The following is a 24,887-nucleotide window of genomic DNA, read 5'->3' as shown; positions in this document are numbered from 1 at the left end:
AATATTAAGAATTGTAGAAGTAAATATAAATTGTGAAGGGAAAGATGTGGTGTTCGTAATGAAAAATTATCAGGTTTTTGATTATTCGTTTCAGAATCTTCGTGAGAAGAGCATGTCGTTTGAAGAGGTATTTGAACATATCATCAAATTCATGAACTTGGCGCCCAGCGGGAATTACCGTTTAATGGTCGGAACGGATTCCCAAGTTCATAAAAGACACACCATTTTTATAACGGGTATTGTGATTCAAAATGAAGGCAGGGGAGCATGGGCTTGCATAAGGAAAATCATCATTCCAAGGAAAATGACGCAGCTTCATGAAAGAATTTCCTTTGAGCTCTCGTTAACCGAGGACATCGTAGCATTATTTACGGAAGAGAGAAAAGATCGGTTAATCAATATCGTACTTCCCTTTGTCTATCAGGGAGCTACATTCACCATGGAAGGGCATATTGATATTGGAGCGGGAAAACGAAACAAAACGAGGGAGTTCGTAAAAGAAATGGTTTCGCGAATGGAATCGATGGGAGTAGAGCCTAAGATAAAGCCAAATGCCTTTGTTGCCTCAAGCTATGCCAATCGCTACACAAAATAGGGACCTGAGCCATGTTGCGTTCACTACAAATACGCACCAGGGCTCAGGTCTCTACTTTTTTCCTCGAACTATACAAAGTCTTTACATTCTTTTAACACCGGGTTAAGAAAGAATTCAAATTTTTCAGATAAGATTAAACAAACGACACTAATCCGGGAGGGACAAAATGAAGATTACAGTTGCGGGTGCAGGAAATGTTGGATTAGTCACAGCCGTTTGTCTGGCCGATGCGGGTCACCAAGTAACCTGTGTTGACACACAAAAAGAAAAAATAGAAATGCTCAGAAAGGGAATTACCCCATTCTTTGAACCTGGATTGGAACCTTTGTTAGAAAAAACACTCTCCAATGGGCAACTCCGCTTTACGACTGATCCGAAGCTTGCCTATTCCAATGCTGAGATTATTTTTATTGCAGTTGGAACACCTGCTAAAAAAGATGGTTCTGTGGACTTATCCTATATTTATGCTGTCTCCTACACCATTGCCGAAAATATTCAAAATGACGTAATTGTCTGTACGAAAAGTACTGTCCCCGTTGGCACAAACGATGTCATCAAGCAAATCTTCCACCATCGTAAGCCGCGGCACCTTAAAGCTGATATCGTTTCAAACCCTGAATTTCTGCGTGAAGGTTCAGCCATTATGGACTTTTATTTAGGAGACAGAATTATCGTTGGTACTGATAACCCTGAAGCTGCAAACATTATGGAACAGCTCTATCTTCCATTAAAAATACCAATCATTATAACGGACATTAGGAGCGCAGAGATGATTAAATATGCCTCCAATGCATTTCTTGCAACGAAAATCAGTTTTATCAATGAAATTGCCAACCTCTGTGAAAAGGTTGGAGCGAATATTGACGAGGTGGTATACGGAATTGGAAGGGATAAACGGATTGGGACATCTTTTCTCCAAGCCGGGATTGGATATGGGGGTTCTTGTTTTCCTAAAGACACAAAAGCATTGGTCCAGCTTGCCGGCAATGTCAAACATCCTTTTGAATTACTCGAGTCGGTCATCAAGGTAAATCAGTCCCAGCATTCCCTTCTAGTAAGAAAGGCAAAGGAAATAATGGGCTCGTTAAAAGGAAAAAAAGCTGCCTTACTCGGACTCGCCTTTAAACCAGAAACAGATGATATCCGTGAAGCAGCCTCAATCACCATTATTAAGGACTTACTTGAAGAAGGGGCTATCATCACAGCCTTTGATCCGATTGCCATTCCAAAAGCACATCAACTGTTAGGAAATTCTATTGAATACAGTACGGATATTCGACAAGCGCTTAAAGACGCAGACTTTGCTGTCATTGCCACCGAGTGGGAGCAAATAAAGCATCTGCCCTTGAATACGTTCGCTGCCTATATGAAAGAACCGATTGTGCTGGATGGACGAAATTGCTATGCACTACGAGAAGTTCAACGATACCCCATTACTTACGTATCGATTGGCAGACCTGTTATTTCAAATGTAAAGCCTATATCTTTAAAATAGAGGGAGAATCCTACCATGAGAATAATTCAATCCTTTTATCACCTCGAATGCAAAGTATTTCAAGGGATTAATAGCCATTTTGATAAGAAGTTTTTTAATCTCTTTTTTCGCACGATAACGCATATAGGAGGAGCATTCTTTATCAGTGTAACGGCCTTGTTGCTTATTATCTTTTCTTCTGGCCAAACTAGACTCGCAGCAATTTCTAGCGCTGTGTCCTTGGCTCTGAGTCATATACCGGTGCAGCTGGTAAAGAAGCTTTTCCCTCGGAAGAGGCCATATTTATCTTTGGAAACCACGAAGATTTTGCCTAATCCATTAAAGGATCATTCTTTTCCATCTGGTCATACCACAGCGGTTTTCTCAGTTATTGTCCCATTTGTCCTGCTTAACCCCTTATTAGCCTTTTGTCTAATTCCTTTAGGGCTATGTGTTGGGATTTCGAGAATCTATTTGGGTCTTCATTATCCATCTGATGTCATTGCAGGAGCTATTCTTGGTGCAAGCTTTGGAAGTCTTTGTTTTTCTTTCTTAATCAACTAAGATGCAGGACTTGTAGAGGAGGGTTTTTATGAAAATTGCTATTTTCACTGATACCTTTTTTCCAGATGTAAATGGGGTTGCACGGACACTCAATCGATTTACTCACTATCTTGAAAATCAAGGGCATTCCTATAAGGTATTCGCTCCTAATTCTGTTCCAAATGAATATGTTTCAGACAATATTCACAGGTTAAAAAGCTTGCCCTTGTTCCTGTATCCCGAATGCCGGGTAGCTTTCCCAAACTTTTTGCAAATAAAGTCAGATATAGAGCAATTCTCCCCAGATTTGATTCATGTTGCAACACCATTTACTGTCGGTCTTTCTGGTGTTTATTTTGCTAAAAAATTAGATATTCCGGTTGTCGGTTCCTATCACACTGATTTCAGTGACTATTTACGGTTTTATGACCTAGAATTCCTTTCTAAACCTCTTTGGAAGTACATGAAATGGTTTCATAGCCCATTTAAAAAACTCTTCGTCCCATCTATGGATACGCTAGAAAAGCTAAATATCCGCGGATTTTCAAACCTGGAAATCTGGCCAAGGGGTGTCGATTGCCAGCTTTATCATCCCAATTATGATAAGGCGAGTGTTCGTCACCGGTACGGTATTTCTAAAAAATTCACCCTTACTTTTGTAGGAAGGTTGGCCCCAGAAAAGGATTTACACACTCTTATGAAAATCGCAAACTCTTTACCTGCTGGGATAAATGAACAGGTACACTGGATAATTGCCGGGGATGGCCCGCTCCTTGAAGAACTTAAAATGATTGCGCCAGCCAATATGACCTTTACAGGTTATTTAAAAGGTGAAGGATTAGCAGAAGTTTATTCAGCTTCAGACTTATTTATTTTTCCATCGCCAACTGAAACCTTTGGCAATGTTGTTCTAGAAGCACTTGCAAGCGGGACACCGGTCATTGGGGCAAATTCTGGCGGAGTGAAAAATATCGTTACACATGGCGGTACGGGGCATTTATGTGAGCCAGGCAATGCAGAGGATTTTCTCCAGCGTATTGTTCTTTTGTTAACGAATGATTCACTAAGGGCTCAAATTGCGCTTAATGCTAGGAGATATGCACTTACTCAAAAGTGGGACCAGATATTCGAAAACTTAGTGAACCATTATTACTCTGTGATCGATGAGCCTGTAAAAAAGATATATGCTTGAAGGTGAGGAGGAGTAGGATATGGATACAGTTTCTCATATTATGATCGGCTTCGGCCTAGGTGCCCTTGCTCAAATGGACCCGATGATTTCAACCGACAGCACCTTATCAACGGCTGTCCTGATTGGAACCGTAGTTGGTTCTAATGCTCCTGATTTCGATTTCATGTATCGTCTCAAAGGGAAAAGCTGTTATTACCGAAATCATCGCGGGTTGTCACATTCTCTGCCGGCCATCTCAATTTGGTCATTACTCATTTCAACCTGTTTACTCATTCCGTTCACTGGCACCTCCTTTTCCCACTTATTTTTCTGGACATTACTTGCTGTATCTATCCACGTCCTTTTTGATTTATTTAACGTAAATGGGACACAAGCATTTCGCCCATTTTCGTCAAAATGGTTTTCCTTAGACTTCCTTCCCTTGGTCGACCCCTATATAATAATGTTTCATATTCTTGGATTCAGCCTGCTGCCTTTCTATGCTCCAGGCAGTGTGTTTTCTGTTATTTACCTAGTAATCGTCTTTTACCTTTTGATCCGTTTGACAGCAGCCCTGCTCTTAAAAAGGAAACTAACACTGCATTTTCAAAATGCCCTGCAAATAAAATTGATTCCTAAAACTTCACCTTTCCAGTGGAGCATTCTGATTGAAACGGACTTGGACTTTTTATTTGGAACTTATTCGCAAAGCCAATTATGGATTGAGCATACGTTTTCCAAAAAAATAGAATACCCGGAGTTAGTTTTATATAGCTGTAAAGATCAGCAGGTAGATAACTTTCTTAGAAGTACTCATTATGCCTTCCCGTTTGTTCAAAAAAGGAAAAGCGGCTATTTCATTTATTGGAAAGATCTTCGTTTTCGCTCAAAGAAATTTTTCCCTAAGCTTGCTATTGTGTTTATTTCATTAGGTAACGAAAAACAGGTTTCTTATTCTGGGAAACTAGTGTCTATTAAACATTACAAAAGGGTAATTAAGAACTTGGCAGCGTCAATAAAGTAAAAATCCTGAGCCACTTTGCGTTTTACTCAAAACGCCGGGTGGTTTAGGATTTTTTGTTATGGAAGCTCTGGTTTTTTAAATACCGGCGGCTCCCCACCTAAGGTTTTTAAAAACGCTAATAAGTCAGCCTTCTCTTGTTCTGTTAAGCCTAGGGGACTCATGAATTTTTGCATAAAAAAGCTCTTATTCGGGTGGTTATCTCCCCCGCGGTTATAGTAGTCTATTACTTCTTCTAACGTGGCTAGACTGCCATCCCGCATGTATGGTGCCGTGTGAGTAATTCCATAAAGGCCAGGTGTACGGATTCTCCCCAGGTCAGTTTCTTGTCCCGTCACAGCTTGTCTGCCTTTATCCTGGGTATTGATACCAATATTGTAAAAATTGTTATCTGAAAGGTTCGGCCCATTATGGCAGGTCACACAAAATGCTTTTCCTGTAAATAATCTCAAGCCGTTGATTTCTTGGCTTGTCAGCGCCTCTGTTTCACCTTCAAGAAACCTATCGTAGGGTGTGTCCTTTACAACGATTTGCCTTTGAAAGGCAGCAAGCGCTTTTGCGATATTTTGTTCAGTGATTCCATCGTTAAATGCCGCTTGGAACTTTTCTTGATAGCCTTGGATCGCAGATAGTTCTTGGATGAGTTCATCTAGCTGTTGGTTCATCTCATTAGGATTTTCAATTGGTCCAAGTGCTTGCTCCTCTAACGAAGCAGCGCGGCCATCCCAAAAATTTGTACTGTAATAGCCTGCGTTTATAACCGTAGGGCTGTTTCTTGCCCCATATCCGCCAGTATACGTATTAAAGGTAGCCTGATTTTCTCCATAGCCCATTCCAGGGTCATGACACGTTTGACAACTAACCTCGTTGTTCCCAGAAAGCCGTGGGTCGAAAAATAGCATCTGCCCCAGTTCAAGTACCTCCGGCTTCATCGGATTGTCCTCAGGAACCGGTACCTCCCCAATTGGAACAAGTGTTGTATGATTGCGGAGACTAGTTAGAAGCTTCTTTGGATCAAGATCACTCGCTTGCGCTGCGGCTTGCTCCTTTACAGGCTGCTTTATTGGTGCCTTAACCTCTTCCTGCCCTCCGCACGCTGATAAACCGATACAAATTAAGGTTGTTAAAACCGTGCCCTTCACTAACCTATTCATAGTAAGAAAGCTCCTCATGTTTTTTATCTTATCACCATTATAAAATTGGGCTTATTAAAAAGGAGCTCCACATTGTGAAGAAATTAGTAAAGTTGTTCCAGGTGTCCGCCTGAGGTGGACACTGTCCACGAGCGGTGCCTGTCACCGTCGGTGACAGGCACCGCATTATTTCAAGATATCAAAGATGATTTTCGCATGGTCAGTGTTATCAATTTGACCCGCGAAGCGTTCGCTTCCCGGTCCGTACGCATAGACGTTTACGTCTTCGCCTGTGTGTCCTTTGGTTGTCCATCCTGTTAAGGAACGCAAGTTTATTATTTCTTTAATGGCGCTGTCTATGGTACTGACATTCATGGTTCTTGCTGCTCTTTCTACTGATTTTATTTCATTCTTTGTTAAAGGCAGGTCGATATACTTCGTTAAGGTTTCTTTGACAGATGCTCCTTCGGCTATTTCCGCGGCCATGTAATTAGGTGTGCGCTTAACCGCTTTTATCACAGAACTTAACCAATTATATTGATCCTGTGCTCCTATCGATAACCCCCCTGTTGAATGGTCAGCCGTTGCAATCACCAATGTGTGTCCGTCCTTTTTTGCAAATTCAATGGCGGCTTTGAATGCTTTCTCGAAATCTTCAATTTCACTCATAGCACCCACAATATCATTGTCATGTGCGGCCCAGTCAATTTGACTTCCTTCAATCATAAGAAAAAAACCATTTTTGTTCTGATTTAATCGTTCTATTGCAGAAGTGGTCATATCATCCAGAGATGGTATGCTTTTAGAACGATCAATCATCTTTGGCAGCCCTTTCGGTGCAAAGAGCCCTAGTACCTGAGGATTATGATCTTTTTCCATTTCTTCAAGGTTCGTAACATAGCTGAATCCGTCTTTGACAAACTCTCTCACAAGGTTCCTATCTTTACGGATAAAAAAATCGGAGCCTCCTCCAAGCATTACGTCAATTTTATGTTTGCCATTTATTAAATCCTGATAATACTCGTCCGCAATGGCATCCATGCTATTCCGGTTGAATACATGAGCACCAAAAGCGGCAGGGGTCCCATGGGTGATGGGGGCAGTAACAACGATCCCTGTTCCTTTTCCTTTTTCCTTTGCTGTTTCTAGGACAGATTTCAATTTTGCGTGATCGCTCCCTATGCCGATTGCCCCATTGTAGGTTTTTACACCAGTTGCCATTGCGGTTGCTGCAGCTGCTGAATCTGTTATATTATAACTTGGGTCATTCGGAAAGGTTGTCTGCTGGCCCACGAGATACGGTCCAAACTCTGTTGATTCAAGCTCGATAGTAGCCGGGTCATCTTTTAAATAGCGATATCCTGAAGTAAATGATACACCCATCCCATCACCAATTAGAAAAATAATATTTCTAATTCCACTACTATTCTCATTTGCTTTACCTATCTCCGGATAGTAGGTTCCTGTGATTAATAAGCTGATAGCAACTAAAAAAATCCATTTACCATGACGTTTCATGAACATAAAATCCCCCCTATATTATCCTGAATCAAATATAATTATTATGGATATAGGGAGTACAAATTATCCACAAAAACACAACTACCGACATAATAGAAAAAAAGGGATTGAGCATGATATGCCCAATCCCTTTTTTGATACAACTGTCCGCCTGAGGTGGAAAGTGTCCACGAGTGGTGCCTGTCACCAAATTTTTTTCGTCATTTTTTACACCAAATCTTATCACTTAAACTCTCTACAAAAACCTTCTATATCTTCAGGTGATGTGACTGTTTTTTCATGTTCTTCTTCATGTGAGAATCTGCAGAAGTAGAACATTTTGTCACGATACTCATTTTCAAATTGATTTATATCTGAGGGGGAGGCAGCTAATTTGCCATAAAGCTCTTTTGGATAATAATTGATTTCAATATTATTGTTTTTAAATTGCCTATCTTTGACCAGTTCCCACAGCTCGTAAATTTTCTGTAACTCTTTCTCTTTTTCAAAAGGCTCTGCAAAATTTACTACATGGATACGTTCGAAGCTCTGAAGAGGATTTTCATTATAAATAGTTTGATAGCTGTCTTCAAATCGATACTTCTTCCCAATCTCATCAGGAAAAGAACCATAAGCATAGATTTTTCCTGCGTCTTGAAAAATAGCTGCAACCGGAGGCAGCATTTCTTTTTTAAACTGTTCTCCCCAATTTTCCTCTTTATAATTGTCTTCTGTTACTTGATAATTCTCAGAAACATTCACCGTGATAGTCATTTCTGCATTAGCCAAAGGATGAATCTGAAGGGTAAAATCACCCTCATCATCGCCTAATATTTTTGTATATTCGACATCATCGATTTCAAACTGCCCGCCATATTTTTCCTTCAGATATTCTAATGCAGCTTTTTCAGCTTTTGGTTCATTTGCTCCATAGTAGACAAAGTCTAAAGCATATACTCCTAACAGTAAAAATGGTGATAAAACGATTAACCCCACTAGTATCCCAATAATCAAAAATACTTTTTTCATATTTTCTCCATAAATAGTTATTTTTTGGAATCCTGTTCTATCATATCTAAATCTTTAAAAAAGTCAAAATAAAATACTTTCTAACAGAAAAAAATCCCTAAGGATACCACTCCTTGGGATTTTTCATTACTTATTTAATCAGAGATAAATCCAAACCGAATGGATTATCCTGAAGATTGCGAATCTCATTTGGAACCGTAACCTTTGTCCTTTTTTCACGTTCAATGGTTGCCAGCACTACCACAACAGAAGCAGCTAGTTCATCCTTTTGATTCAGCACTAGTTGCTTCAGAGTATAACTAGTACTCCCTACCCGTTCAAGCGAAGTTCGAATTTGCAGCCTATCCTTTGAAAAGATTTCCTTCTTAAAATCCACCCTGATATGTACTAATACAGGTTCAACTCCTGCAATACGAATATATTTATACCAATCTGTACGTGCCTCATCCAAATATTCATAGAGTTGCACATTACTAACATGAAATTGGTTTGTTTCCACAACAACTTCTTTTTCAGTATAATCCATGAACCCCATCCCCTCCAATTGTTATCATAATATGTATTTCACTGCACCCAACTGGAATACCTGCAAAAGCCCGACACAGCAGGGAAAAGAATTCTTGTGATAGCCTTTAAAATCTCTTCTCCCCCTTAGCATAACAAACCTAAAACAACTAACTATAAACTAGTTTTGAAACTCTAAATATATATTTCCCTATTAAAAAATGAAGCTCCTAAGGAAACTCCTTAGGAACAACGTCTAGTATTTTTTTAGCCGGCAGTTTTTGCATACTTTAATGGTTTGATTAGACTCATTCTTTTGCGGATATAACAGCTTAATTCTTGTCCTCCCGCACAACGGACAAGTCCCGCGGCCTTTTGATGGCAGATAATTAATCGTTTTGCCCCTATTCCTCTTCGCCATTTCAATCCCCTATTCGTAATTAATCTTGTTTCTTTATCTAATGATGGACTGGCATAAAAATTGTTAGGCATTTGATTGTTTTTGAGACAATTTCTATAAAAGTGTATGCCGAGTGTCCACCTGGGGTTGAAAGTGTCCACGAGTGGTGCCTGTCACCATTTTTTATCACCACTTTTTGTAACCACTTTTTATCACCATTCTATTCTTAATACATAGTGGACTTCCGGTGGTTCATATAATGTTGGGTGGAGGTGGTGTGATGGTGAAGCGAGTGTTGGCCGTGGCGGTGTTTGGGTGTTTGCTTGTTTTGGCTGGTTGTGGCGGGCCTGTTCAGGATGACATTTTGAATTATATAAATGAGGAGTTGAAGACTGCTCAGACACTGGAGGAGAAGGCGGTTTCTGCGTATGTGGGTGTGGCTGGTGCAAACTATACAGATGATCAAACCATGTATGATGCGCTTGTAAATGAAGTAATTCCCACGTATACCGATTTGTTGAACGAATTAGAGACTGTAAGCATTGAAAGTGATGAACTGAAGGAGATACATGCGATTTACCTGTCAGGTGCACAGAAACAATATAGTGCCTTTGAAAAAATCATTGAGGCAATTGAAAAACAAGATTCCGGAATCATTGATGAAGCCAATCAACTTTTAGAAGAGGGGAGCCTTGAAATCGAGGACTATAATGATCAACTAGACGCTCTGGCTGAAGAACACAACGTGGAGATTGAAAAAAAATAACCAAAAAGAGGCTGACACAAAGGGAAAAACCTCTCCCCTCTCGGTGTCAACCTCTTTCAATCACTATCACGGTCTATTACCCTTTAACATAGTATAGATCCATGCTTGATTCAACAATATACTCGGGTTTTTCTGCCCCGCGCTTTGCTTTATGCCCAGCGATATGCTCCGGACTCTTCTCCCAGTTTTTCCAGGATTCTTCAGATTCCCATTGAACCATCACCATAACTTCTTCTTCGCCGCGACGAACCTTTTTTACCAGAATCTGTCTCCCCAGGTATCCAGGCTGCTGTGCTAACAAGCCGCCCCGGTTAGAAAAGCTCTCAACTACCTGCTCACCAAAACCTTCTTTAACAATGATTCTTCTAATTTGATAAAACATTAACTCCCTCATTTCAATAATGGTGACAGGCACCGTACCTCTACTTCAGCAACTTATAATGCTGCTTCGATTTCTTCCGCCATCATTTTTACAGATTGTAATCCGCCTCCGCTTAAGTACCAAGCGTCTGGGTCAAGGTAGATAACTTTGTCTTCTTTATAGGCTGTTGTCTTTTTGACTAGTTCATTTTCGATTACTTTTTCTGCACCAGCTTCTCCGCCTACAGCTGAGTTACGGTCAATAACAAACAATACGTCTGGGTTTGTCTCCATAATGTATTCGAAGGTAATGCTTTGACCATGCGTGGATACTTCAATTTTCTCATCCGCTGCTCCGAATCCAAACACATCATGGATGACTCCAAAACGAGAACTTGGACCATACGCGCTCACTTTTCCTTCATTTGCTAAGACGATTAACGCTTTTTTATCAAGTTGTGAAGCTTTTTTGTTTAACTCCTCTACGCTTGTGTTGATCTCTTCAACAGCGCTTGCGACTTCGTCTTTTTTATCAAAAATTTCACCAACAAGGTTCATATTTTTCTCAAACGACTCCATGTATTTTGTATAATCTAATTCCACATATACAGTTGGAGCAATCTCTGCAAACTGTTCGTATAATTCAGCTTGTCGTGTAGAAATAAAGATAACATCCGGCTGCATAGCATGAATGGCTTCAAAATCTGGCTCTTTCAAGCTTCCAACGTTTGTATATTTTTCACCAGCGTATTTTTCTAAATAAGAAGGAATAGTCGTCTGTGGAACTCCCGTTACTTCTACACCTAATTCATCTAATGTATCTAAAATTCCAAAATCAAATACCACTACTTTTTCTGGATTTTTATTAATTTCAACTTCTCCATACTTATGTTCAATCGTTAATTTCTCCGCTGCTGCTGTTTTTCCATCACTTGTATTTGACTTACTTTCTTCCTTCGCACCGCCACAAGCGGCCAATACAAAAATCATAGAAATCATAACAACTAAAAAACTCCACTTTTTCATATCGTGATCTCTCCTTTTTGCTGTTTTCGCAATGATTGTTAAAAAAGCCTTTAATTATGAACTAAAATATACACAGATACGGCAGCCGCCCATTTGCTGAATCGGAATATCCATATCGTAAATTTCTTTTAATGCAGCAGATTGGATAATCTCCTCTGTTGGTCCGTCCTTCACGACCTTACCGTCCTTCATCGCAACAATTCGATCTGAATAAACGGACGCAAAGTTAATATCATGGAGCACGATGACCACTGTTTTTCCAAGCTCATCCACAAGGCGGCGCAATATTTTCATGATTTGCACGGAATGCTTCATATCTAAGTTGTTTAACGGTTCATCAAGTAAGATGTACTCCGTATCTTGTGCGATAACCATGGCGATAAATGCCCGCTGCCTTTGACCTCCGGATAACTCATCTAAAAAGCTATTCTGCATTTCAGTCAGGTGCATGTATTCAAGTGATTGATCTACAATCCGTACATCTTCCTCCGTTAACCTTCCCTTCGAATAGGGAAAACGTCCAAAAGAAACAAGTTCACGAATTGTAAGACGAACATTCATATAGTTAGACTGTTTTAAAATTGATACCTTCTTAGCAAACTCATTCGACTTCATCTTTTTTACATCGGATTTATCTATTAGCACTTCACCTGTATCCGAATCAAGAAGCCGGCTGACCATGGATAATAAGGTTGATTTACCTGCTCCATTCGGTCCGATGAAGCTCGTGATTTTCCGAGGCTGGATATCAACAGTCACATCTTCTACAACTGTCTTTTTCCCATAAAACTTTGACAATGACTGGACACTAATCATGCAGCTTTTCTCTCCTTTAACAGTAAGTAGATGAAGTAGACTCCACCAATAAAGTTAATAATCACACTTAACGTGGTTGAAAATGTAAAGACACGTTCAACCACCCATTGTCCGCCAACAAGGGCGATCACACTCATGAAAATCGCACCCATTATTAGGACAGTGTGTTTGTATGTTTTGAAAAATTGATAAGATAGATTGGCAACAATTAACCCAAAAAAAGTAATCGGTCCTACTAAAGCAGTTGAGATTGAAATGAAAACCGCCACAATCACAAGCATTTTTTTAACAATCGAATCATATGGAACACCTAAATTAATAGCTGTGTCCCGCCCTAGTGATAACACATCCAAATACTTTAAAAAACGCCAAGCATAAATCATCACAAGCAAGACTATGATAATTGCCAGCCAGACCAAGTCAGAATTGATATTGTTGAAGCTTGCAAACATACGGTCTTGAACAATCTGAAACTCATTCGGGTCAATTAATACTTGAAAGAAAGTTGAGATACTTGAAAAAAACGTTCCAACAATGATTCCGACTAGCAGTAAAAAGTAGATTGGCTGATTGCCCTTTTTAAATAAAAACTTATATAAAAGAAGTGCAAAAATAATCATTACCACAACGGAAATTAAAAAGTTCACCTGTTTATTGACCATAATCATGTGACCAGAACCTAAAAAGAATATGATCAATGTCTGCAAGAGCAGATAAAGTGAATCTAGACCCATTATGCTTGGGGTTAAGATTTTATTATGAGTAATCGTCTGGAAAACAACGGTTGCATAGGCAATCGTGACACCCGTTAACACCATTGCTAACACTTTAATGGTTCGTTTCGGAAGAGCATACCCAAAACTTCCATTTAATTCATGAAATAAATAGATAGCACAAACTCCCGCAGCGATCAACGCGAGAACAACCAATTTTAGTGAATTACGCATATGCCTTCCTCCGGAACAATAGGTATAAGAAAATTCCGCTTCCGATTACACCAACCATGAGACTGATCGAAATCTCATAGGGATAAATTAGAATTCTGCCCAATATATCACAAATCAGAAGGAAGATAGCCCCAAGAAGTGCTGTATGCGGTAAGGTTTTTTGCAAATGATCACCTTTAAAAATCGAGATGATGTTTGGAATAATCAAACCTAGAAAAGGAATGATCCCAACGGTTAAAACAACTGTGGTGGTTACGAGTGCTACTAGGATTAAGCCAATATTGACAACACGCCGATAGGCAAGCCCAAGGTTTTTCGAAAAATCCTCACCCATGCCTGCTACAGTAAAACGATTGGCATAAAAGTAGGCAATGATAAGGATGGGGATACTTATGTAAAGAAGTTCGTATCTCCCCTTCATAATCATGGAAAAATCACCTTGCAGCCAAGCAGACATGTTTTGAATGACGTCAGCTCGATAGGCGAAAAAAGTAGTCACAGAGGACAAGATATTTCCGAACATCATACCAACCAGCGGTATAAAAATAGCGTCTTTAAACTTAATTTTGTCTAGTATTTTCATAAACACAAACGTCCCGGCAAGTGCAAAAGCAAAGGCTACTGCCATTTTTTCAAGCATGGTAGCATTCGCAAACAACAGCATGGAAACAAGAATTCCAAGTCGGGTTGCATCCAGCGTTCCAGCCGTGGTCGGTGAAACAAATTTGTTCCTGCTGAGCTGCTGCATAATTAATCCTGCAATACTCATTCCAGCTCCTGCAAGTAAAATTGCCACAAGCCTAGGCAGCCTGCTTATCAGGAAAATCTGGGTTTCTTCTGATTGAACATCAAACAGGTCCATTGGTGTTATACTGCTTACTCCCACAAATAAGGAGGCAGCAGATAAGACTATTAATGCTAGTAGTAAGTATCGTTTCTTCATAGTAGTCTCCAACATTCTTTTTTCTATGATTCTCACATAAATGAGAATTATTATCATCAATAGACAAAATAAGAATAGTTATAACTGATAACCATCACAACTCTAAATGAGAATCATTTTCACCTATTTACAAAAAAATATCATTGAGAATCATTATCACTCATTATCAAAAAAGTATCCATTGAGAATTGTTTTCACTTAATCTCAAAAATAAACGGCATTGAAAATCATTATCAACGCCCCTTACATTTGATTATAAACAGTGATAATTTTCAAGTCAACAGGTTAGTGAGAACTATTTTCATTAATTTCTGACTAATTTGTGACATAAACAGGTTGATAACCTCGTAAACCTCAAATAGCCGCTTTATGAAATATTCCAATAAATCCTTCATTAATAAAGGTAAATCTATCTAGATGAAGAATTAGTAAATAGGGATATAGTTGCAGGTAATCTACGTAAAGCGTGGACTCTAAATCTAAGAGATTACAAAATGCAGAAAAAGGAGTAGATTTTATGATTAAGAGCCGGCCTAGAGTATTAATCGTCAGTCTCCTTTTAACTTTCCCAATCTATCAAGCTTCTATATCCCCTATTAAAACCAATGCTGAATTTAAATCAAATATTCATATTAATCGAACTGTAGTCGTTTACCATAAGCAGCCTCCCCTCAAGGAAAGTGTCCTCCTTAATGTTCCAGCAATACAACAATTCCCTGAACTGCCTAGAGGCTGTGAAGTAACGAGTTTGGCGATGTTATTAAATTTTGCTGGTGTGCTTGTTGATAAGCTTACCCTCGCTGACGAAGTTCCTAAGGTTTCATATTTAAGCGAAGGATTTTATGGGAATCCCCATCATGGATTTGTGGGAAATATGTATACATATAATGAACCTGGTTTAGCCGTCTACCATGAAGTAATAGAAGACCTCGCAAATCAATACCTGCCAAACCAAATCGATAATATGACCGGAGAACAATTTTCTGCAGTACAAAAGAAACTCAACGAGGGGAAACCGGTTTGGGTGATTGTTGGCAGCAGGTACACTTTTTTACCTGAAGAACATTGGGAAACCTGGAATACAAGTGATGGGGAAATTAAAATCACCTTCAAAACCCATTCCGTTCTCGTAACAGGGTATGACGAAAATAACATCTATTTTAATGACCCCTTCTACCGTGACCAAAACAGATCAGCCAATTTCGAAAACTTTGTAGCCAGCTGGACCCAATTCGGGAGTCAGGCTATAGCGATTAAATAAAATGTGGTGCCTGGCACCCTCTTTTTTTTGTCTAATTTTTCATGAACCGGGAAACCTAGGTAAGAGAATTGGTTTAATAAGGCTGATTTCGTAGAGATTGTTGTTAAAATCTCAAAGCTGATTTTTTAGCGCAGCCTTAAAAGAAAGGAGGAGTTATTTTGGAAGCAAGTTTGAAGGTTGGGGATACTGCACCTGATTTCTCATTGCCTGCAACAACAAAGGACCCGCTGTCACTTTCTGATTATCGAGGAAAGATGAACGTGGTTGTTGCCTTTTATGGGATGGATTTCACACCTGGCTGAATTAAAGAAATTTCCTCTTGGAAAGAGGATTATAAAAGATTTGAACAGCTAAATGCAGAAGTCCTGGGAATTAGTGCGGACCATGTTCATTCACATAGAGTTTTTGCCGCCAGCATGGGGACATTACCCTATCCCTTAGTGTCCGATTGGAAGAGACAAACGATAAAAGATTACAAGGTGTTTAACGAAAAAGGTGAAGTCGCGATTCGTTCTGTCTTTGTTATCAATAAAGATGGAATGATCACCTACATCAACACCTCCTTTAAGGCGGATAAAAAAGACGATTATGAAGCTGTTTTTTCAGAATTGGAAAAGCTGTCAACTCATTAAACAGAAAACATCTCCCGAAAAATTCGAGAGATGTTTTTCCTTTTAGTGAACGAGCTTTAAACCCACCACAGAAAAAACATTGCATATGCTACCATTTGAACGTATCATGCTTATTGATAAATTCTTTTTACAAGGATTGGAGTATGCAAATGAACACGAATAAAGACGGTCTTAAGCCATTCATCTCCCTGATATTATCAACAAAAATCCCTAAGCTTGCATTAGGAATCGGATTAACTGCGAGCCTGATAACCACACTCGCAGGTCTTCTTGTTCCTGTATTGACGAAAAACTTAGTGGATGGCTTCTCACTTTCAACCTTAAGCATTCCGCTCATGATAGGAATTGGTGCAGCGTTTATTTTTCAAGCGGTCATCAACGGGGTATCCATTTATCTGCTTAGTTTTGTCGGACAGAAAATTGTTGCCCGGCTGCGTGAACGAATGTGGGTAAAAATGATTCGATTACCCGTCCATTATTTTGATAAACAATCCAGCGGAGAAACAGTCAGCAGGATTATTAATGATACGAGTGTCGTAAGGGATTTAATCTCTAACCATTTTCCGCAATTCATTACAGGGATCATCTCGATTATTGGAGCGATTATTATTCTCCTTATCATGGATTGGAAAATGACATTATTAATGCTAATATCTGTTCCTCTTACCTTTATGATTATGATGCCCCTTGGCAGAAGAATGGCCAAAATCTCTCGTGGTTTACAAGATGAAACGGCAGCTTTTACGGGGAACATCCAACAGACACTCAGTGAGATCCGTTTAATGAAGGCCTCCACAGCGGAGCAGCATGAAGAAACAAAAGGATTATCGGGAATTGAAAGATTACTCAGGTTTGGTCTTAAAGAAGCACGGATTACAGCTTTAATTGCTCCCACCATGTACCTGGTTGTCATGATCGTGATTGTGATGATTATCGGGTACGGCGGAATGAGGGTTGCCAATGGAACGATGTCAACCGGCTCGCTAGTTGCATTCTTACTTTACCTTTTCCAAATTATTTTTCCCATTACTAGTTTTGCGATGTTTTTTACCCAGTTACAAAAAGCAAAAGGGGCAACCGAGAGAATCATTGATATATTGGAGCTTCCATTAGAAGAAGGACAGGAAGGGGTGGAAATCGACATTACCAATAAGCCCATCCAAGTACAAAATGTTTCGTTTGCCTACAGTGAAGATGAACCTGTCCTTGAAAATGTTACATTTGAAGCACTGCCTGGGGAAATGATCGCCTTTGCCGGTCCCAGCGGCGGCGGAAAAACAACCATGTTTGGCTTGCTTGAACGCTATTACGAGCCAACTTCGGGACAAATACTGGTTGGTGATACCCCTATCACAGAACTGTCAATAAAAACATGGCGCAGTCAAATTGGATATGTTTCACAAGAAAGTGCCATGATGGCAGGAACCATTCGTGAAAATTTATGTTACGGTTTACCGATCGGTAACGCCATTGCAGATGATCGGCTTTGGGAAGTAGCGGAAATGGCGTATGCTGATGAATTTATTCGATCTTTTTCAAATGGATTGGACACAGAAGTTGGCGAACGCGGGGTAAAACTTTCCGGCGGACAAAGGCAGCGAATCGCGATTGCACGTGCCTTTTTACGTAATCCCAAAATATTAATGATGGATGAAGCGACAGCTAGCTTAGACAGCCAATCTGAAGGAATCGTCCAGCAGGCATTATCACGATTAATGGAAGGCCGAACAACCTTTGTGATTGCCCATCGCTTATCCACCATTGTGGATGCGGACAAAATTATTTTTATTGAAAAAGGTCAAGTCACCGGAATTGGAACCCATCACGAATTAATACAATCCCATGATTTATATCGGGAATTCGCTGAACAGCAATTAACGAGCGGAGACCTAGAGCATAATAAAGGTGCGGTAAGCTAAGCTTACTGCACCTTTTTCATCTTAATTCTGGGGTTGGTTCTCAGTTATCTGGACATGCGGGCCTTTATCTTTTTCTTTGAAGAGTGGAACCACCAATAAAGTTCCAATTAGAAACAACACACCAGATACGGTATAAACACCGGATATCGTCAGCGGTATTTTGACAACACCTGAAATTGACATTCCAATCACCATCATTCCCATGAACAGCGGATTAAGTACTCCATTCACACGACCGATAAATGCCTCTTCTGTATATTTTAGTATAATCGTGTTAATTCCAATATGGATACATGGGAAGAACATTCCATTCAAGACCTGCAAAATAATCGTTATCACAAAGCTTGTTGACCAGCCGATCCCCACCGTAAACACCATACTTGCAAAGATCCCAAGGGCTAGGAGCTTTTGCGGAGAGATTTTTTTAGCAAAAGCCATCACGATTCCGCCGCCGGCCAGCATCCCAATCCCATTCGCCATTAACAGCCATTGCATATATTCCTTAGGCAGGCCTAGGTTTTCCATTGTCACAAAAATCATTAATGGTGAAAGCAGCCCAACAGCTAATCCGCATACAGCAAAAATACTGCCCATGGATTTCAAAATCTTATTTGACATCACATAACGGAATCCATCTGCTAGTTCTTTCTTAAAGTTATTTTCAACACCTGCTTTTTCCTTTTCTACATCACGCGGAAGAAACATGAGTACGAGGCCTGAAAGTAAAAACATTGTTCCCATCACACCAATCGATACATAAATTCCATACCTTTGATAGACAAGTGTTCCGATAACGGGGCCAATCACCATGAAGATGGCCATCAACGATTGAAACATTGCCATAACGGATTGCAATTGTTCACCTGGAACATGCTGCTTCAATAGTTTCATGGCAGAAGGCATAGAAAACTGTGATAGAATGGCTGAAACAAGGGTTGCTAAGAAGATCGCCTGCCAGGAACCAAATAAAAGTGCTAACAGCACCAATCCAATCGATACCGCAGATAACATGTCACACCAAACCATTGTAAGTTTTGGCTTCCATCGGTCTGCAAATGTACCTCCAATAAACGAAAAAATAAAGATCGGTGTAAATTCAACAACCGAAATCAACGAAACGTACAGCGGGTCATTATTTGTAATATCAGTAACATATAATAAAATAGCAAAATTTCTAATCCAAATCCCTAACTGAAGCAAAAAGTTCGAACTCATAATGGCCAATACAATTCGATTTGCAAAGATATTTCCTGTTGAAATGGCTGACGAACCATCATTGTTATGCTGCATTGTATTCCTCCCCAAAACTTTAATATAGTTATTTTTGCCAAAATTCTGCATAATCATATCATACTGGAAAATTTATTTCACCAATACCATTGGGCATTTATAGAAAATTTACAATCTATTTACCATTTTAGTTGATAGTACTGTAGAAGATTTGATAAGTTTATGAGAGAAGAGCTTTTTAGAGGTGTTGTCTTATGAAAAAACATTGGGGGATTTCTATAAAAGACTATTTCCTCCACCCCCTCGTATTAATTTTTGCAGTTTTATTTATTAAGATTTATGCTTTTCAGGTTGTCGTTTTTGAGAATAAATCGTTTTTCCATGTGTTATTTGTTGAATTTCCAATGTGGGCACTCTTACTAACTTTTTTAATTGTCTTTTGTAAAAAAAGGACCTGGCTGGCTATTTGGTTTTACAACCTTATCCTATCGGTGCTTTTTATCGTTGTCGTCTACTACACCAGGTATTTTTCAACGGTGCCTTCCTATTATGATGTCAAACAAATTTATCAATCCAATTCCGTTGGCGGTACCGTGGCACTACTCGGTACACCATATGACTATTTATTTTTCTTTGATGTCGTCATCGTTCTCCCGCTGATTTGGTTGCTCAAGAAGAATAGTGCATCGTTTGCTTCTGTAAAAAGATGGGGAATTGGCTTTGGCTGTATCGGGCTAATTATGACGGTTATTGCTTTTCGCTATCCCTTAATTGATGTGTCGTACTTTGCCAAAAAGCATGGCTATATTCAATCACAGTTCGTTCAAGCATATGAAAACAGCCTGGGAACGGCCTTGGCCAGCCAGGAGCGCTTGTCAGAAAAAGAGATTGAAAAACTTAAAGGCAATACGTTTGTCCCTGCTGCACAACACGAAAGCTTTGGTATCGCAAGCAATCGCCATGTATTTATTATCCAGGTGGAATCCTTACAGGAATTTACCATCAATCAAAAAATCAATGGTCAAGAAATTACGCCAAATTTAAATGCACTTTTAAAAGACAGTGCCTATTTCAATAATGTTTACCAGCAAATCGGTGCAGGGAATACATCAGATGCAGAATGGTTAATGCACACTTCCCTTTATCCTGAAGGCATGGATCCAACCGTTAACACAATTGAAGAAACGGAGATCCCTTCTCTTGTAAGGACATTACAAAAGAATGGCTACGGGACTGCGACGTATCACGCTGATGATATTACGTATTGGAGCCGTGATAAATTATATCCAGCACTAGGATTTGACTATATTTACACGAGCAGCGAAATTCCGAATGAGAAAGAAATTGGTTTTGGACCCGCAGATGAAGTGCTATTTACCTTTGTCGAAGAACAACTACCTAAACAGTTGAAAACACACGATAGAATGTATTCCAATATTATTACACTCACAAGTCATACACCGTTTGAAATGCCCGAGGAATATGCGTTTCTGGACTTACCTGAACACTTTAAAGAGACCTATGTCGGAAACTATTTTCAATCTGTTCGATATACAGATGAACAAATCGGGATTTTTATTGACCACCTAAAGAAACTTGGAATCTATGATGAATCAATTATTCTCATTTATGGGGACCATTCAGGGCTGCATGGAGCACCGGTTACAGAAAATGATAAACTCCTTTTAAAAGAAGTATTAGGCCATGAATATACTATGCAGGATCGTTTTATTGTACCTGTTATCTTTGCTGTTCCGGAGCTGTTTAAGGGGGAAACGTACTCCCACCTCGGCGGCCAAATTGACCTTATGCCTACCCTTTTAAACATGCTGGGCATTGAGCATGATACCCAAATGATCGGGCATAACTTGTTTCAATACAAAAAGAACCTGCTTGGTATGCGGTATTACCTCCCAGGGGGATCATTTATTAGTGATAAAACGTTTTACATGGCACCTAGCGCCAAGCTGCCTGCCTCCATCTATGACCGAAAAACAATGAAGAAAACAAAGAATACCAAAGACCTGCAAAAAAGTATCGATAATACGTTAAAACTTATGGAATACTCGGATTATATTCGTAAGGAACAAACAGAAGAATAGCAAAAAGAAGGGCCTAATTGTTATGAGATTAGCCCTTCTTTTTTTCGTTTTCTCATTGGGGGCATGTCCAAGTATGTGAGCCCTCTCCATATCCATTCCAGCGGTCCAAATTGGTAGAATCGAAGCCATACAACACTGAAGACAAGCTGAACCGCATAAACGATTAAACAGACAACAAGAGACTCGAGATAGGTTAGTGCGTCAAACAAGTTAAAAACATAACCTGCTAGATAGATAAAAACTGTCTGAAAGATATAGTTCGTCAATGCCATCCGTCCATAGCTTTTGAGAGGTGCTAACAGCCTTTGAACAATCGGGATATGTAAAAGCAAAATAAGAATACCTGCATATAAAGCCGAAACAGCTGGCCCAATCGTAATTCCAATACTTAAAAACATGTAGGTAGTTTCATCTATTCCCCCCTCAAAAAAACCAATGGGGGTGGATGGAGCATGTTGAATTTGATTAATCATGCCAGCCAAACTCACTAAAAACATAACACCAGTAAACATGGCTACTTTTTTCAACTTCCCTCCAAGTTCTTCAAATATCCGATATTGACCGGCAGCAATCCCCAGCAGTATTAACGGTACCACCATAAACAGTTTAAATGCCATGATACTTAAACCAACGAGGAGGATTAGGCCAATTCCAAGATTCAACTCTTTCTTTATCTTGTAAAATGGGAGTAACAGAAGCCCAGTAACCGCATAAACACTTAAGGCTTCACCTGGATGAAACTTTACATGAAACCATCCCAGGATAAATAACACTGCCATTCTGCGCAAAAACAAAACATAACCATTTTTCCCCTTCGCATTGGCTCTAGAAATAAACAAGTAAAACCCAACACCGAACAGGAATGAAAAAAGCGTATAAAATCTGCCCTCGACAAATAAAAATAGAAACCGTTGATAGCCCGCATTCCAGGATCCAGGCTCCGGAAGTTTAACCGCCATGAGCGGCAGGATATTGACTAGAATGATCCCCAAGAGCGCAAAGCCCCGTAAGTAATCCAAAATATCAATTCGTTTATGACTGTCAGTTGGCTGCATTTTCCCCACCCCGATTAAATTGGTATGAACATATGTATAAGAAAAACAATGAAAAATACCATTGCTGTTGTCAGATGGAATTTCCGCCGAAATCCTGAAGATTTTTTATGGCGTAAATAGCCTGCTGCTAATGTAACGAATAGTATGGCAATCGCTAAATAACCGCTGACTAATTTCAGATTATCATACCCAACAGCCGGCGCAATTTCATATAGGTTAATCGCAGCATGACCAATAATGATTGTTGTCGCTGTGACTGCTATTGAAATATGCCATTTCATCATGGACCTTGAAAACTTCGCAAGCCGTATCTTTACCTGCCTTACGGATGTTTTACGAATAACGAGAAAAATGAAATACATATTGATATTAATCAAAAACAGCAGCATAGCAATTTGTGCTAAAAATTGGGCCGTTACCACTAAACTGCTGTCATGCGGCCGGAAAAACCAGATATAGATCATTGAAAAAACAATTAAACAACTATTTACTGCAATCCAAAGTTTATGGTGCACGCTTATCCCCCTTTTTTCGAGTCAATTTCTTACCTTAGGATGTTATATCTGCGAAAAGTTCATTTTATCTGCGGTAATTCAATTTTATCTGCGTTAATGGAGATTTATCTGCGTTAATCAAAATTTATCTGCGATTGTCTAAAACTCCATTTAATATCTCAATAAACCCATATCTTCATTTCCCCTTGGAAAGTAAAAATCGATAAGTTGTAAATCTTCTTCTAATAAAGTAAGATCAAGCGCTTGAAGGTTGTGTTTTATATGATTAAGATTTTTTGCTTTTGGAATCGTGATAACTCCCTCATGTCTAATAACCCAGTTTAAAGCAACCTGGTATGCAGTTGCACCATATTTTTCAGCTATCTCATCCAATACACTGCGTGCCTTCGTTCCGGATTCAGGGAATCCATTACCTCCAAAAATCTGTGGAGCATAGCCAAATGGAGAGTATACCATTACCGTTATGCCGTGAGTATTACAATATGGAATTACATTATTCTCCACACGCCGGTCATTCAAATGGTAACCCACTTGATTGCATGAAAGAACGTGATTACCCAAAACACTTTGTGCCTCATTCATCAACTTTTGAGTGAAATTACTAACCCCCATATATTTCACTAATCCTTTTTCAACTAACTCCACCATAGCACTCATGGTTTCTTCTATTTGATAATCTCTACTTGGCCAATGTTGTAAATAAAGATCAATATATGTAGTTTTCAGCCTATCTAGACTTCTCTCTGCTGCTTCCATCACACCTCTATAGGAACAGTTCTTTGCTGAGACCTTTGTAGTCAAAAAAATATCTTTCTGGCAATCTTTTATTGCTTCTGCTACTATTCTTTCAGCACCTCCTTTGCCGTATTCCTCGGCTGTATCAATTAATGTGAGTCCATTTTCAATTCCAAATCTTAATGCCTTTATTTCTTCTAAACTTTCACTTTTATTTTCTCCATAGGTCCAGGTACCCTGACCCAGGACTGGTATTTTTTTAATTGTTTTCCCTAAGCTTTTATAGATCATTTTAATCCCCCTCAGCAATAATTTTATCTTTAAACTTGAACAAATTTGATGACCATATCATATTTTATTACTACAATAAGTATAACAAAAAGAAACCGTGGACCACCTACTGTCACGGTCAATATCATCGCGCTTTGTGAAAGAGTAATCCATCCTTGTCAGCCATACAAGCTTGGATTATTTTTTATGTTCCTCTCCACTTGATACCCCTCTTTTCAAAAAATCTATTCACGCGAAATGGATTGTTTTGATATGTTCTAAATTTCGATATACCATATCCCTTTCTGCCGTAATGACTGTTAATTGGTAATTTGATACCTTCTGAAGCAGTCCTATTTTCTCGCTGCTATCGCCTCCATCTATTACCACAAGCTGATTTTCTAACTTTTTACACTGATCTTCAAAACTTCTTGCTAATGGTATCGAGGCCGGGGAGGCAGGGAGTGTCTGGTTGTTGATGGAATAGGGTGCACTATGTTCCGGATAGGGAACTAGCCATTTGACATGATCCATCGAAATAAATACTGTTTTATATATAGGAGAGTAAAAGACAAAGTAATCGTTCATGATACTCGTCAAATAACCATGAATTGTTTTATTCCCAGTTACGTATACCTCGACAAACCTCCCTCTAGCATTATTTAATATTCCACGAAATGAAATTGTAAGTGAATCCGGTTTAAGCGGCTTTTCTTCAGGAAGCTCATACACAAATGAATTTTGGTCCATTTTTGCCTCTTTCACCCTCTGAATATGAACGGTTGGAATATAATAAAACCTTTGACTTCTCCCCACATATAAAACAAGTATATCTAACCCGGAATCGATTAAAGTACCAGTGTAAAAATTCTTCCCGGAAAGCTCAATTTCAATGTTTTTTCCAATTAAATCCTTAAATACACTCATATTACATTCTCCT

At 39.3% G+C, this 24,887-nt stretch carries 24 protein-coding genes; 10 read left to right on the top strand and 14 right to left on the bottom strand.

What is annotated here, in order from left to right:
- The first annotated feature begins 58 nt into the window (after window positions 1–58).
- The 5 genes from AC2TFD_RS03195 to AC2TFD_RS03175 all read left to right on the top strand — a co-directional run bounded on the left by AC2TFD_RS03195 (window position 59) and on the right by AC2TFD_RS03175 (window position 4,807).
- Window positions 59–595: a ribonuclease H-like YkuK family protein gene (locus AC2TFD_RS03195; protein WP_335514573.1), complete on the top strand. Its 537-nt coding sequence runs from the start codon at window positions 59–61 to the stop codon at window positions 593–595.
- Between the two features lie 166 nt (window positions 596–761).
- Window positions 762–2,090 (top strand): UDP-glucose dehydrogenase family protein, encoded by a 1,329-nt coding sequence (locus tag AC2TFD_RS03190; protein ID WP_335514569.1) that lies wholly within the window; start codon window positions 762–764, stop codon window positions 2,088–2,090.
- Window positions 2,091–2,105: 15 nt separating this feature from the next.
- Window positions 2,106–2,633 carry a phosphatase PAP2 family protein gene (locus AC2TFD_RS03185; protein WP_335514566.1) on the top strand — a complete coding sequence of 176 codons (528 nt, stop codon included), beginning with the start codon at window positions 2,106–2,108 and terminating at the stop codon, window positions 2,631–2,633.
- 28 nt (window positions 2,634–2,661) lie between these two features.
- Entirely contained in the window at window positions 2,662–3,804 is a 1,143-nt protein-coding gene (locus AC2TFD_RS03180) for a glycosyltransferase family 4 protein (RefSeq protein ID WP_335567370.1), read from the top strand.
- Window positions 3,805–3,823: 19 nt separating this feature from the next.
- A complete protein-coding gene (locus AC2TFD_RS03175; protein WP_335514559.1) occupies window positions 3,824–4,807 on the top strand; it encodes a metal-dependent hydrolase in 984 nt (327 codons plus the stop codon).
- Between the two features lie 56 nt (window positions 4,808–4,863).
- Here the strand turns inward: AC2TFD_RS03175 and AC2TFD_RS03170 are convergent, their stop codons facing one another.
- The 4 genes from AC2TFD_RS03170 to AC2TFD_RS03155 form a co-directional block, all read right to left on the bottom strand.
- On the bottom strand, window positions 4,864–5,958 hold the full coding sequence (locus tag AC2TFD_RS03170) for a cytochrome-c peroxidase (protein WP_484674965.1): 1,095 nt from the start codon (window positions 5,956–5,958) through the stop codon (window positions 4,864–4,866).
- 165 nt (window positions 5,959–6,123) lie between these two features.
- Window positions 6,124–7,461, bottom strand: a complete 1,338-nt coding sequence (locus AC2TFD_RS03165; protein ID WP_484674964.1) for an alkaline phosphatase — start codon at window positions 7,459–7,461, stop codon at window positions 6,124–6,126.
- Window positions 7,462–7,680: 219 nt separating this feature from the next.
- Complete coding sequence (locus AC2TFD_RS03160; protein ID WP_484674963.1) at window positions 7,681–8,466, bottom strand: hypothetical protein; 786 nt, start codon at window positions 8,464–8,466, stop codon at window positions 7,681–7,683.
- A 130-nt stretch (window positions 8,467–8,596) separates the two neighbouring features.
- Complete coding sequence (locus AC2TFD_RS03155; protein ID WP_484674962.1) at window positions 8,597–8,992, bottom strand: acyl-CoA thioesterase; 396 nt, start codon at window positions 8,990–8,992, stop codon at window positions 8,597–8,599.
- Between the two features lie 658 nt (window positions 8,993–9,650).
- On the opposite strand from AC2TFD_RS03155, the gene AC2TFD_RS03150 reads away from it, so the two are divergent.
- Window positions 9,651–10,136 (top strand): hypothetical protein, encoded by a 486-nt coding sequence (locus AC2TFD_RS03150; RefSeq protein ID WP_484674961.1) that lies wholly within the window; start codon window positions 9,651–9,653, stop codon window positions 10,134–10,136.
- A gap of 76 nt (window positions 10,137–10,212) precedes the next feature.
- Here AC2TFD_RS03150 and AC2TFD_RS03145 read toward each other — a convergent pair whose 3' ends face one another.
- The 5 genes from AC2TFD_RS03145 to AC2TFD_RS03125 are packed head-to-tail and all read right to left on the bottom strand — an operon-like array spanning window position 10,213 to window position 14,228.
- On the bottom strand, window positions 10,213–10,518 hold the full coding sequence (locus AC2TFD_RS03145) for an antibiotic biosynthesis monooxygenase family protein (RefSeq protein ID WP_335514545.1): 306 nt from the start codon (window positions 10,516–10,518) through the stop codon (window positions 10,213–10,215).
- A 53-nt stretch (window positions 10,519–10,571) separates the two neighbouring features.
- Window positions 10,572–11,522 (bottom strand): siderophore ABC transporter substrate-binding protein, encoded by a 951-nt coding sequence (locus tag AC2TFD_RS03140; protein WP_484674960.1) that lies wholly within the window; start codon window positions 11,520–11,522, stop codon window positions 10,572–10,574.
- Between the two features lie 54 nt (window positions 11,523–11,576).
- The gene (locus AC2TFD_RS03135) at window positions 11,577–12,338 is read right to left on the bottom strand and encodes an iron ABC transporter ATP-binding protein (RefSeq protein WP_335514539.1); all 762 of its coding nucleotides are present in this window, start codon (window positions 12,336–12,338) and stop codon (window positions 11,577–11,579) included.
- Window positions 12,335–13,285 carry an iron chelate uptake ABC transporter family permease subunit gene (locus AC2TFD_RS03130; RefSeq protein ID WP_335514538.1) on the bottom strand — a complete coding sequence of 317 codons (951 nt, stop codon included), beginning with the start codon at window positions 13,283–13,285 and terminating at the stop codon, window positions 12,335–12,337. The genes AC2TFD_RS03135 and AC2TFD_RS03130 overlap by 4 nt, the downstream gene beginning before the upstream one ends.
- Window positions 13,278–14,228 (bottom strand): ABC transporter permease, encoded by a 951-nt coding sequence (locus AC2TFD_RS03125; RefSeq protein WP_484674959.1) that lies wholly within the window; start codon window positions 14,226–14,228, stop codon window positions 13,278–13,280. The genes AC2TFD_RS03130 and AC2TFD_RS03125 overlap by 8 nt, the downstream gene beginning before the upstream one ends.
- A gap of 517 nt (window positions 14,229–14,745) precedes the next feature.
- On the opposite strand from AC2TFD_RS03125, the gene AC2TFD_RS03120 reads away from it, so the two are divergent.
- The 3 genes from AC2TFD_RS03120 (at window position 14,746) to AC2TFD_RS03110 (ending at window position 18,040) form a co-directional block, all read left to right on the top strand.
- Window positions 14,746–15,489, top strand: coding sequence for a C39 family peptidase (locus AC2TFD_RS03120; RefSeq protein ID WP_484674958.1), 744 nt, complete (start codon window positions 14,746–14,748; stop codon window positions 15,487–15,489).
- 158 nt (window positions 15,490–15,647) lie between these two features.
- Window positions 15,648–16,121: a redoxin domain-containing protein gene (locus tag AC2TFD_RS03115; protein ID WP_484674957.1), complete on the top strand. Its 474-nt coding sequence runs from the start codon at window positions 15,648–15,650 to the stop codon at window positions 16,119–16,121.
- Window positions 16,122–16,264: 143 nt separating this feature from the next.
- Entirely contained in the window at window positions 16,265–18,040 is a 1,776-nt protein-coding gene (locus tag AC2TFD_RS03110; protein WP_484674956.1) for an ABC transporter ATP-binding protein, read from the top strand.
- A gap of 21 nt (window positions 18,041–18,061) precedes the next feature.
- On the opposite strand, the gene AC2TFD_RS03105 is transcribed toward AC2TFD_RS03110, so the two are convergent.
- Complete coding sequence (locus AC2TFD_RS03105) at window positions 18,062–19,330, bottom strand: MFS transporter (protein WP_335514526.1); 1,269 nt, start codon at window positions 19,328–19,330, stop codon at window positions 18,062–18,064.
- 194 nt (window positions 19,331–19,524) lie between these two features.
- On the opposite strand from AC2TFD_RS03105, the gene AC2TFD_RS03100 reads away from it, so the two are divergent.
- A complete protein-coding gene (locus tag AC2TFD_RS03100; protein WP_484674955.1) occupies window positions 19,525–21,372 on the top strand; it encodes an LTA synthase family protein in 1,848 nt (615 codons plus the stop codon).
- A gap of 20 nt (window positions 21,373–21,392) precedes the next feature.
- Here AC2TFD_RS03100 and AC2TFD_RS03095 read toward each other — a convergent pair whose 3' ends face one another.
- From AC2TFD_RS03095 to AC2TFD_RS03080, 4 genes are all read right to left on the bottom strand, one after another.
- Complete coding sequence (locus AC2TFD_RS03095; RefSeq protein ID WP_335514520.1) at window positions 21,393–22,427, bottom strand: DUF418 domain-containing protein; 1,035 nt, start codon at window positions 22,425–22,427, stop codon at window positions 21,393–21,395.
- Window positions 22,428–22,441: 14 nt separating this feature from the next.
- Window positions 22,442–22,942 (bottom strand): hypothetical protein, encoded by a 501-nt coding sequence (locus AC2TFD_RS03090; protein WP_484674954.1) that lies wholly within the window; start codon window positions 22,940–22,942, stop codon window positions 22,442–22,444.
- 150 nt (window positions 22,943–23,092) lie between these two features.
- Entirely contained in the window at window positions 23,093–23,968 is an 876-nt protein-coding gene (locus tag AC2TFD_RS03085; RefSeq protein WP_484674953.1) for an aldo/keto reductase, read from the bottom strand.
- Between the two features lie 228 nt (window positions 23,969–24,196).
- Entirely contained in the window at window positions 24,197–24,874 is a 678-nt protein-coding gene (locus tag AC2TFD_RS03080; RefSeq protein WP_335514514.1) for a DUF2642 domain-containing protein, read from the bottom strand.
- Between the last annotated feature and the right edge of the window lie 13 nt (window positions 24,875–24,887).

The sequence above is a fragment of the Neobacillus sp. plas4 genome, assembly GCF_057221695.1.
This window is presented reverse-complemented; position numbering and strand designations above follow the sequence as displayed.